Here is an 11,658-nt window from a genome sequence, read left to right as displayed (position 1 = left end):
AGAGTAGAATTTTTTATACTTTAAAATAGAAATTTGTTAAATCATATTTAAACTTTTTCTTATCTTTTTTTTAAACCTGCTAAACTTGTAATTTCTGACGTTCTAAACATAGATGGAGATAAAATAAACACATTACGGCAATTAGAAAAATTAATAATCACTGTTATATCGGGGATTGCAGATTTTGCAGCTGATATGATTAAGTAACGGCACAGAGATAGGGACTCTTTTTTGATAAAAGGCGAGGAGTATATAAAGGATGACCAAAAGATATACAGAGAATCATAAAGGCATGCAGTATGCGATCAAGTTGTTCAGGGAAAGAGATCAAAAAAACGCTTTACAGCCTTTTACAGTTTCTAAGCCTTGCGCTATCACAGTAGAAAAGAATTCATCCCATCCGATAACGATTAAAGAATTGAAAAAAGATGTCGATAGGCAGCTAAATCAAACAAATAAAAAAGCTAAATAACATTGTGGAACAGAATAATCGGTTTATTAAGAAACGCATATGTTCAATGCGAGTATTCAAATTATTTTATGTTGCAATTTTGATATTAAGTACACTGGGAGACATGTATATAGTCCAAAAAGAACAGATCCATGCGGTCTGCCCAAAATTAAAACAGTGTAATCATTGATTGTTTGGACTTATAGCATAAAATAAGACTTGTTCACTTTTATAAATATTACTATCGTATGAACGATGGTAGATAGTCTGTTCGTGGTGATAATTATCAAAGTCACATATATTACGCTCCACAACCTTGTTCTTAGTTTGATTCTAGATTCGTTAATATTTCGATGACTTCATTTAACTATATATTATTTTGGGACAATGGTATACCTCTCGATAAATCATTTGTATTTATCTCAAATTTAAACATTTATATTTGCATATCTATATTTCCCGCAATGGTAACAGGTGGTTTTATATAATTATAGATGCACAATCAATGAAATGTATTTGGAGGTTCGAAAAATTAATCAAAATATTTCCGGAAAAATCCTTAAATTTCTATATAATAGATACTTAAAGCGGTTTCGTTATCTTGAGGATCTAGCAAATTCTTTTTCAATTAGAAGCTAGTAAATTGTTGGAGAATTTTCAATGGAACATTAGTAAAGAAGCTTTGGGGAAATTTTTGAAAAACCAATAATGAACTAGCTGATGTTTTAATTTACTTTATTTTATTAAAAAACCAAATAAATGTGGATATAGAAGAGATGATTACAAACAAGCTATAGAAATTATAGTTCCGTTGCAAAGTTTTTTAACACACAAAAAGGTGAAATAGTTAAATATATGTAAGATACTTTCATAGTGGATTTTATGCTGTGATCGTTATATAAAATTAAGTAACATATAGAAGAGATGAATTGTACTGTAAAGTATCATAGTAGAGAAAAGCCTATTATTAAACCTTATTATTACATGTATTTGAACATGAAAATTAACAGTTTGTTTATTAAGTTATAAAAACTTATGAATTGGAGTGTTTTTTTTGCAAAGTTTATTAACAAAGGTACAATTATTTTGTAATTCAAAATTTCAAGATTTTAATTTAGTAGAGGAAGTACTTACTCAATATCAAGAATTGAAAGGAAGGGAAAGAGCTGAAATTGAATATAAGATGTATGTAATATATCGAGGGAAATTTGATAATCTTTTTAGGACTTCTCAATATTCTGAAGCGATTTATTGGTTTGAAAAGACGAAAAATCACAATAGATATAGTAAGGAGCTAGAAGATAATAAGAGGAACATTCTTATCAGTGGTGCAAAAACTTATTTTGTTGAATTTTTGAACAGTAAAAATTCAAAATTCCTTGGCAATGGAAAAAAATTATTGAAAGAGTTAGAACTTTTAGCGGTAGATACTATTGTAAATGATGAAACATTTAAAGAGGCACTAGCTTTACAAGAAGCAATTGAGAAAAATACTATAAAAACAAAAGTTATGCTGGAGCTCCCTTTAGCAATGAAAGAAGCCACAATAATACCGATAACAGTTCAAACTAGTGATTTTGTAGCAAATCTTAATTATGTAACAAATAATCCAGATGCCCCAAATAGTGGGAATGTAACAAAGCATTACGATAAAGAAGGACAAATGTCGTCTACAATTTGGAGTATTGAATTTAATGAATATATTAATTACCATAAATTAGTTGAAGTAAATGCGGATTATCAGATTTCAATTTTAGATGAAGCGATTTGCTTAACTATTAATACTGTAATTAATAATTATAGAGCAGTATCTCAAGAGTATTGGATAAAAAATATATATCCATTTATGATTCGAAATAAGGCAATTGAATATATAGCTGAGGGAATTCCATTTATAAATATACCTTTATTAGATAATGGAGCATATACATTTAGTTCTGAAAAATCACAAGTAGAAATTCCTAAATATATGGATGCGGGTGCTTTAGCATTATATGATTTACTATTATTAGATTCGCAGAGTTATCTATTAAGTGGTGATTTTAGAGAATCCATTCTTTCTTTGAATTCAGCCTTTGAAAACTATATATATACTGTAGTGTGCCCATTGATTGTAGAAAAAAGTGTGGGAGAACTAGATGAAAAGTTTTATCGTAGAGTTCCTAATTACAATGATTTTGATTTTAAGTATTACATGACTGAAGAAAATTATCAATCTGCATTAAATGAAGGTTTAATTAGAGAAGTAAGCATGAGTACTTTTCAGATTATAAAGAAATTGTATGATTATTGCGAATTATTACCAACTTTAATTAGCAGGAGTAAGATGAATAGACTAATCAATAACATCCGAAAAAATAGAAATGATTTCATTCATGGAAATAAAGTATTGATATCCACATCTTATAAAGAAGTATCCGGACAAATTGAGGAATATAAGAAATTTAAAGGTATCATTTCTAATTTAATGAATTTGTAACATATTTGAAGAGATGGAAATTATACAATAAACAAGAAAACACGACAATGTGCCCAATTTATATATGCTTAAATAACGAATTGAAACTAATTTTGAAGTTACGGTACATAAAATACATCTATTTTATATGATAGGGGCTCAGGAGTCTAGCATCTCCGAAGTTTGTTGAGAATAAGGAAAAGCAGGTGCTATTTTTGGGATAGTTTGATTTATAGTGGGAATTTTTTAATTGGAGTGGTTAGATTTGTTTCTTCCTTTTACGAATCATCCTCAAATTAATGTGATTGTACAGCGGTTTAATGAGAAAGAGGCTTTATTGCCTGATTTGCAAAGGAAAAATAAATTTTCGGCTATGTTTTATGCTGTTATATATGCATCCTGTGATTCTATTTGTGAAGGGAAATGGTCTAGAAGTCTTGAGGAGATGGAGAAATCTGTATATCGTATTTTAAAATATAGGTATGCGGCACCATTAGATTCTCCTTATTTATTAAAAATAGTACCTGAAGTAGTAAAGGGGCTAAAAAATTTAAAAGAAAGTCATGCGAATTTTATCAAAGGGTCAAAATTCCTACCTAAAGAAAAAATATAAATTATTAGAAAAACAGGCTTATATAAATCTAAAAGAAATAAAAATTTTAGTTACAAATGAAGGAGAACTAATTGTTGGAATGTAAGCAATTAAGGTTGATTTTAAAAAATTCAGATTTTAAATTGCGAGAAACTGGTATATTGTAAAGAATTATATAAATAAAGAGTAGAATGATTTTCTCTAGTCTAGAGCATTCTGTGCGTATTTATAAAAATATATAACAAAATAAATTAATTACTTTTATATTTAAAAAGTAATTAATTTAAACAGATTTTCTCTCTATTTCTACATAAAAGCAATGTGTAGAAATAGAGAGAACGCTTTAATACTAACAAAAATAAGTTATTACACACATAATTAAGTTCAGAGATTGAATCTCGTAGTAATGGATAAACTACTCGCTTTACTATCTTTATGAATATCACTTTTAAGCTGATCGGCAAGGATGATTAGGTATATAGGTTTTATATCTTCTAACTTTATGTTTCTGAGAGAAGGTAAGATACGTAACTTTAAATGGCTGCAATAAGCTTCGTATGTTCGAGGTCACAGGTTATTAACAGCATATTTCTTCTTCCAGTCCTCAACAAAGTCTTTAAATATTTTATATATTTACCTGTTGCCTTTTCAGCAATAAATAAAGCGAGTTCTTTTTCCTAGGTATTTAATCAGTATTTTTATTATAACGATATTTAAAAAAAGAAGAAGAACGTCCTGAGGTAAAATAACTCGAACGATTAGCAGATTTGATGTTATACGAAGAGCTTTCGAATACATATCCCGATAAGATGACTCATGAAGAATTTCTGATTATGAGCCATCATCAATCGTCGAGGAGGCATAGCGCTGAGGTATCGGTGAAATTAGGGGGAGGAATACGGTTCTGATCGGAGTGATCACAAGCCTCCTGTACGTAGGATGCGTTTGAAAAAGAGAAGTTGCAGATTTATAGAAGAGCAGATTCTAGGAACGGGGAGAGACAAAGAGGTATCAAGAGTTTACGTTGGTGAAGACGGATAGGGAGTATTTTATAAAAAAATATGGTTCATAGGAACAATTTATTAATTTGAACAAAATTAAAGATTAAAATTAATTTATTATATAAATATAGAGTTATAAAATCCTAGTTATTGGTACTATCCTTGTGTACAGGAAAAAAATAGTGATATGTTATAAATAGAAATTTAAAATATAGGATATAGAAGGTGATTAGATGTTTGAAAACGTAATAGCACATACTGTTGCTAAAATGCAAGTAGGCTCTATTAGGGACTATGTTCATGAAATGGAAAAAACAAATAGATTAAAATTAGAAGAACTATCAAAATTATCCGAAAAAAGCTCAAAAGAACTAACTGAAGAAGAACAAGATATGTATTGGGAATATGTAATAGATGAATTTAATGATCTAGATAAAACTTTCCCAAGTTTATTAAGATATTCAACGGTAGTATTAACATATTCTACTATCGAACAGTATTTGGTGAGAGTTGTAAAGGCTCACATGGCGAGTACTTTGAGGTATGAAGATATGATGGAATTAAACCGAAAATTTAAAAAAGAGTTCGGGAAATTTAAATATGAAGGTCATTTTTTAAGAAGATTAGGGGAATATATGAGTAAAGAGATGGGTATTCAATTCCCTTTTGAATGTAAAGAATGGGAATTTATTAACGATTTAAACACTATCCGTAATAATATTGTACATTGCAATGGAAGAATGTACGATGATCAAAAGGTTGAAGAAATAAAAAAGGTAATTGATTCATATGAAACTATTAATATTAGTGATAGTGGTGAAATAGCAATAAAACAAGATTTCATTACACATATGGGTAATCAAGTAGAATTATTTTTATCTCTGGTATTTGAGTCTGTACAACGGAAAAAGTAATATAATTTTATTCTAACCACTACAATAGATAGAGAGAAATGTATGCACCAGTTTAAAGCTGGTGTTTTTTATTTTCAGAAGGAATTGATTACAAGGTAGATAATAAATCAAGCAAATTAAACACATGAAACAGTTTAAAAATTAACGTAGAATTAGAAACTTCTGAAGCGATAATTGTAATAAGGTTATAGGGAAGAGTGGAAAGAGGTAAGAGAGCATAAGGACTTACATAGGTCCTATACCCCTTAGGTATTATTTTTTCCAAAAACACCTAAACTTTTTTGTTTAGGCGTGTATAATCAACGAAAGGTAATTGAACATGCAATTAAGATATGTTTTTGATAATAATAAAGTTAATAAAAAGGTCTAGCGAAGATAAATATCGCTAACCTTTGTTTCCGTAATAGATGCAGTCATTTCTCACAGTTTATGCTTTGCTTCCTATCTAATGAAAACCTAACATTTTATCTCACAGAATACAGTGTTAACTGTATGAAAATAAGAAACTTCTACTCTAGTCCGAAAATCTTACCTAAGGAAAATATAATAAACTTTAATTGCGTTTGTATGTATTTAATAAAAAGAACGGTGAAAATAAATTTTAAGTTATTATAGTTCCATTTAGTTATGAAAACGAGCTGTGTTAATCTACGTCGACTTAAAAAAGGAATCTATTCAACAACGTTTTTATATTCTGAAAAGCCCTTATCAAGCTTAGTAAATTTCTATGTATTGATAAAGGATTTTTTGGGGTAACGTGCTTAAATAAATCAACAATACCAATATTAAAAGGCGTTATCCTATAGTTGTTTCTGGATTAATTTAGTAACAATCTTGTTGTAGCAGGGTGGGGCATATTAATTGTTGAACATCAGATACTAAAATAATCATTAATGCATTTTATCGTTGAAAATAAAAGTTCACCAGCATATAAATAACTGCAAGATACATATTAATCGTTAAGTTCTGTGACTCAAGCTTATTTAAAAACAAAAGGGATTTGATCTCTTATTTCCAAATCCCTTTTGAATTACACTTTGTTTTCTACATTAATTCTTAGAATTAGTCCAGATTAACTATTTCTTTTCATTTGTTTGTACTTGCTCAGTCTTTTTCTCTATTTGCTTTGGTTTATTAAAAGCTTGATCCAAAGTATATGTTAGAACTAGTAGAATTATGGCCGCAACAATAACAGTTTTTGCCGGAATTCCCTTGATTTCTTTATTGAGTAAAACTGACAAACTAGCTGTAAACAGGGTAACAAGTAATATAGCATAAACTAAGTAAATGTCCTGACTGTGATCAATAAATGGAATATTCATTCCTAAAATTCCTGTTGTTAACGTAGCTGGTAATAGAAAATAAGTGATTGTTTGAATGATGTTATTTTGTTTTTCCTGTGTCCTTTTTTCCTCATTATGCAAAATTTTTGCTGCTTTATTTATTTCTTCTTTTTCTTTTGTGTTTTGTTCATGCACAAGTGTTTCAATTACCTGAGTAAAAGCTGCCATTTTTGGTGACAACTCCTGCTGAAGCTCAGGAATTCGCAGAGACTTGATAAGGTTTTCATAAAGATCATTATAATGAGAATGATATGATACTTGCTCATAATAACCATGAATAGTGAATTTTAATGTTTTGGCATGAAAGCTTCGTGTTCGCTGCAGTTCCTCATCACGTTCTTCCCTCGAAAGTTCTTGTCCTATGTAAACAGAAGATTGAAATAAAATATCTGCCGTACGCATTGAATAATACAGCAAACTATACTTCTGCATTAAAGCAAGTACATACATATAATAATAATTTGTCTCTTGTTTCCTTTTAAACGATTCATCAAAGAACTTCATAGCCTGCTTATTTGGTACGCTATAGACGATATTAGAAACACCCTCGGCTGATAAACTCCACATAATGTTATCAAATGTCCGCAGAACATCTTCTGTTGTGCATTCCTTATAATATGTTTCCTGATAACCATGGCTAACCTTATATACTTTGTTTGCAACTGCTAACTCATAATTTTCTCGTGTTAAACTCAATTCATGTGTCTGATTCGATTGTTCCAAATTATCTGGAGTCTTAATAAAAGCTGATGAATATAATAGCGAATGATGTCCAACCTTTTTTTGATTGGTAAAGCTATATACATCTCCAATTTGATTTAACAGCCCTGTTACTAAGTCTGTCCATTTTACTGGAATTGAAAATTCCCCCTGTTTATCAGGTTTTTCTTCAGTAAATGAGAGTCCATTCTTAAATGCTGCTGCTTTCCTTTTATTGTAATTATTCTGGTGTTTAATATCCTCTGGGTCTCGAATAACAGCACGTAATCTCCCTTTTTTTGCATGCTGCATTTTTCGTAAATAATACATGACCCAATCATAATTTTCGAGGGTTTGAGGATAGGGCTTCTTTTCCCCCTTCTCAACATCATAAAGCTCTAATACCTTCAAATCATAAACAAGAAAACCAACTTGCATTTCACTAATTAGCAACTGAACGTTTTCGATTTTAAAACGAATGTATTTTTTTAGTCTACTCTCTTTGGTTTGCTCGTCTTTAAACTCTCTCACAAGATATTCATATTCTGTACCCCTAAGTGGGAAAAATTTCTCCTCTTTTAGATAAGAATTAAAATACTTAATTGGATCCTCTGTCTCCCAATCAAGGAGGAAGGACTTGCCGATTTGATTTTTGTACGCTGGATCGCTTTCTTTTAAAAACATTAGCTGGTTAATATGATTATAAAACATGTCCTTTGTAAAGGATAATGGCTTAAAACCATTTAAGCTTTTTATCTTTGAGAAGTCCTTTTTAAAATAAAAGGGCTCTATTCGATAAGAAATCGAGGATTCTTCTGTTAATAAAATCTTATGCATAAAAGCCTCCTTATGTAGAACTATTGTTTCTATATTTAATAATACCAAATTATTAATGAAGAGGGTTATGTATAAAACATAAAATGGTAGTTTTTTCTTTCTCCGGTAGAGAAATTATTTTGTAAAAATACCATGCGTATAGGTTAGCAGAGTGATTTTTTATATTCTCCCTTTAAAATATGAGTAAATATTTGTATTTGCAAAAATATATATAAATTTATACTAAATATAAAATAATGAATTATAGAGGGGTTTGTAATATAAGATATCAAAAGACTATATTAGTATACGTGTATTAGGAGATTGAGGACAGAGCGGATACCCTTTAAGTTTAATAGATTAATAATCATTTGATCCTCATACTGTAAAAAATAAACAATCAATTATTAACTAAGCACTTTTAAAAGAGTAAAAGCGGTAATTGAGTTGAAATGAAAGATTGTAGAAGGAGGAATAGTGGGGAGTAGAAATGTTGGGCAGACAGTTGTAAGCTGTGTTAATTTAGTTAGGATCTAATATGGATGCGATACTAATAAGTTGTGACGAGATAATATTGGGGATGCAAGCAGATATTGTCGTAATAGATATGTTGCTATTAGTTATGACAAAGTATAAGTATAATGTAGATACAATCGTTACTGGCAAGCCATTACAAATACTGCCGTGGAGAACGTAAGAAGATACGTGCAAGGGAAGTGGAAGGAGCCCAGTATACTGAAATCAGCAAAAACAGATAATCTTATCGGAGTATATAAGTGATCTAAAGTAGGGGAAAAGCCGTCCATTATAGCGATGAAAGAGGTAATAGATATTTTTGTTCACCATGTGACTGAAAGATCCACGTAAAATTTAAAATAACAGGTCTAATTTATTAGATAGAACTATACGCCATCTTAATCCATTTGTAATACTTTGAATATAGTTACTTAATTTCGCTGAAAATTTTCTGGGAAAAAACTTAAAAATGTACAATGTCGATTTTAATTAGTAAATTCGAAAGGAAAACCGTGTACAAATCCACTAATTTAATGGGAAAAACGACTCGGATTACAGAGTCGTTTTTATTAAGTCAAATAATCCCAATCACTTAGTACCTAACCTAAAATTAAGTTGTTGAACCAATCATCGTATTTGCTGTTATCAGTTTGTTTGAAAATATTACCTTTTACTTTATTAGTATAGTAGATAATAAATATATTTCTAATTGCACTATCAATTTCTTGCGAAACTCGTTGCATTTCTTCATTAGTTGCTCTAATAGACTGCCCGTGAACAGCTTTTGAACGTATTTTATATGCATCTTTAGTCAATTGAAAATATTTTTTTCTTTCTTCGAAGTTATTTCCTAAAAAATATGCGAATCGCTCGGCGACTTTATGTGTTACTTCTGTACTATCTGAAGTAAATAAGCATTCAAGAGTGGTGCAATAATTAAGGATTTTTAATGGAAGTGAGGCAGCACCACGAGCACCTAATGTAAAGTAAGTAGCTCTTCCTATTCTCCCAAGGTTTTTCGTTAGTGGATTTTTAAGGGGCATCTCCCAATTTTCCTCTATTTCTGTGAATTCTAATATAGGATCAAGGTTATAAAGGGTAATCGCGTTATCTAACTCCTCTGTTGCGAAATCTGTATTTTGAGTTTCACATAAAGCTGTTGTAGTGATTAGTGAAAGTGATCCGGTTGTTACAAAACCTTTTTCTGGGGTTTTTTCTGGATATATTTGTAAAAATCCATCAGTTACATAAATACTATTATCTTTTATTAACCATAAATTATTGACAAAATGTTGAGCATTCCGCAACAGAAAAAATAAACAATCTAGTCGTGCTGGGTCACCACCAACTTTATTTTTTAAATCTTCGAAATTCCCTGTCTCATAATAGTAGGTGCTATCATTGAACTCATCGTAATTTAACGAACCAATACAATCTCTAAGTACCCTATTATCAAAGTATTTCTTGAAATTTTCTCTCCCGTTTGAAATACGAGCACTTCCCTCTATTGTTTTTCCTTTGGATAGAGTAGTTTTTATCGTCATATTATGTATTTTAGTTGCAAAATAATATTTCAAAAGGAACACTCCCTAGTCTCAGTGTAAAAAATAACTATCATACTATTATACTTATAAATATTCTCTTTATAGTAGTATGATAGAATTTCAAAAATAATTGTTCAAAAGTAAATGTATTTATTTTTTCATATGTTTCCCTTTGCACTTCGAACCTGTTTTTTCATTATTAGATTTTCTAAAAACATCTCCAATGTCGTTATTGAAAACTCGGCGAGAAATGTCTAAGTACCCGTTTTAGCTGTCCGTCATCTTGTCAATATAGTACTCATATTATTGAGTTACAAGACCGAAATTTTCTATGAAAAGATTACATTTTTTAAAATAAATTCTCTTAATTCGTACAAGGGTTTATTAACTAATTAACTTACATCATAACTCATATTAATAAGGGGTTTAGCTTTTTCGGTATCTTCGTCACTTGTAATAATAACTTCTAAATCTCCGGTACCATAATGTCCTATATTATTGACATCGCGAGTAAAACCACTTTGTAGTTCTATATGTTTTGGATCCACCTTTAAATACAGTAAGATCTTATCGCTTTGGGGGTGCACTTCTAAGCATGCAAAGTTTTTTATTCTCTTAAAAGCTATGTAATGCTTTAATATTTTTACTTGAACATCGTCACCTAATGCCAACATATACAATTTTAGTGCTTCAAATCTATCAATTAATTGTTTATTTGATTGCTCAAGATAATCTGAGACAGTTTTAACTTTGGTATTTCTGTTGGTAATCAGGGCAGTTGTATCATCATTAATATGTACAGTTTGAGCAGTTGTAGCATTTACCAAGTCGAGTAATAGTAACCCGTCCTCATAGTGTTTATAAACGTATAGTTCGATATTCCTGTTGATTTGTTCTACTGCGTGTTCATCGTACTTAGTAAAACCACCTGCAATACATAATAAACGTGGACTACTCCAGTCAATAGCATTAGAGACTTCCTCACCGAATCTACGCATTACCATCAATTCAAATTCTGCTTTATGGTCTAGTAGCCAATCTAAATAGAATAATCCTTGGTTTATAACATTCTCGTTTACTGAACGTTTATACTCAATGATAACAGGTGAATTATTTTCATCTATGCCTAATGTGTCTATTCTACCTGCGTGTTTTTTACCTGTACTATATTCAGAGGCTAAAAAACGTATCCCTAAAAATGTATCTAGGTGTCGCTCCATTATAGTTTGTAATGATTTTTCGACTGCTAATGCTTGCCCAACTAATTCTTCTACATTATTTTCTTTTAAACGGAATATTTTAATATCGCCCAATTTATATGCCT

Annotated in this window: 9 protein-coding genes; 5 read left to right on the top strand and 4 right to left on the bottom strand. The window is 30.2% G+C overall.

Annotated features, from left to right (window positions below):
• Positions 1 to 259 precede the first annotated feature (259 nt).
• From BUA87_RS09415 to BUA87_RS09405, 3 genes are all read left to right on the top strand, one after another.
• Entirely contained in the window at positions 260 to 472 is a 213-nt protein-coding gene (locus BUA87_RS09415; protein WP_072939405.1) for a hypothetical protein, read from the top strand.
• A 1,033-nt stretch (positions 473 to 1,505) separates the two neighbouring features.
• A complete protein-coding gene (locus tag BUA87_RS09410) occupies positions 1,506 to 2,930 on the top strand; it encodes a hypothetical protein (RefSeq protein ID WP_072939402.1) in 1,425 nt (474 codons plus the stop codon).
• A gap of 229 nt (positions 2,931 to 3,159) precedes the next feature.
• Positions 3,160 to 3,522 carry a hypothetical protein gene (locus BUA87_RS09405; protein WP_256678946.1) on the top strand — a complete coding sequence of 121 codons (363 nt, stop codon included), beginning with the start codon at positions 3,160 to 3,162 and terminating at the stop codon, positions 3,520 to 3,522.
• 363 nt (positions 3,523 to 3,885) lie between these two features.
• Here the strand turns inward: BUA87_RS09405 and BUA87_RS31760 are convergent, their stop codons facing one another.
• Positions 3,886 to 4,026, bottom strand: a complete 141-nt coding sequence (locus BUA87_RS31760) for a hypothetical protein (protein ID WP_083530640.1) — start codon at positions 4,024 to 4,026, stop codon at positions 3,886 to 3,888.
• 709 nt (positions 4,027 to 4,735) lie between these two features.
• On the opposite strand from BUA87_RS31760, the gene BUA87_RS09395 reads away from it, so the two are divergent.
• The gene (locus BUA87_RS09395; protein WP_072939398.1) at positions 4,736 to 5,416 is read left to right on the top strand and encodes a hypothetical protein; all 681 of its coding nucleotides are present in this window, start codon (positions 4,736 to 4,738) and stop codon (positions 5,414 to 5,416) included.
• 1,076 nt (positions 5,417 to 6,492) lie between these two features.
• Here the strand turns inward: BUA87_RS09395 and BUA87_RS09390 are convergent.
• Entirely contained in the window at positions 6,493 to 8,295 is a 1,803-nt protein-coding gene (locus BUA87_RS09390) for a CorA family divalent cation transporter (protein WP_072939395.1), read from the bottom strand.
• A 517-nt stretch (positions 8,296 to 8,812) separates the two neighbouring features.
• Between BUA87_RS09390 and BUA87_RS31265 the strand changes: the two genes are divergently transcribed.
• A complete protein-coding gene (locus BUA87_RS31265; protein WP_178340546.1) occupies positions 8,813 to 8,971 on the top strand; it encodes a hypothetical protein in 159 nt (52 codons plus the stop codon).
• A 418-nt stretch (positions 8,972 to 9,389) separates the two neighbouring features.
• On the opposite strand, the gene BUA87_RS09385 is transcribed toward BUA87_RS31265, so the two are convergent.
• Positions 9,390 to 10,367 (bottom strand): HEPN domain-containing protein, encoded by a 978-nt coding sequence (locus BUA87_RS09385; RefSeq protein ID WP_072939392.1) that lies wholly within the window; start codon positions 10,365 to 10,367, stop codon positions 9,390 to 9,392.
• Between the two features lie 359 nt (positions 10,368 to 10,726).
• Entirely contained in the window at positions 10,727 to 11,647 is a 921-nt protein-coding gene (locus tag BUA87_RS09380; RefSeq protein WP_072939389.1) for a DUF5655 domain-containing protein, read from the bottom strand.
• Between the last annotated feature and the right edge of the window lie 11 nt (positions 11,648 to 11,658).

The sequence above is a fragment of the Bacillus sp. bc15 genome, from assembly GCF_900142585.1.
GTDB classification, from domain to species: domain Bacteria; phylum Bacillota; class Bacilli; order Bacillales; family Bacillaceae_G; genus Bacillus_A; species Bacillus_A cereus.
Note: the sequence above shows the minus strand (reverse complement) of the source record. Positions and strands in the feature narration are given on the sequence as shown.

What these genes read in the sequence shown, in the direction of transcription:
- BUA87_RS09415 (WP_072939405.1), top strand. Translation starts at nt 260, where the DNA reads ATGACCAAAAGATATACAGAGAATCATAAAGGCATGCAGTATGCGATC.
- BUA87_RS09395 (WP_072939398.1), top strand. Translation starts at nt 4,736, where the DNA reads ATGTTTGAAAACGTAATAGCACATACTGTTGCTAAAATGCAAGTAGGC.
- BUA87_RS09390 (WP_072939395.1), bottom strand. Translation starts at nt 8,295, where the DNA reads ATGCATAAGATTTTATTAACAGAAGAATCCTCGATTTCTTATCGAATA.
- BUA87_RS31265 (WP_178340546.1), top strand. Translation starts at nt 8,813, where the DNA reads ATGGATGCGATACTAATAAGTTGTGACGAGATAATATTGGGGATGCAA.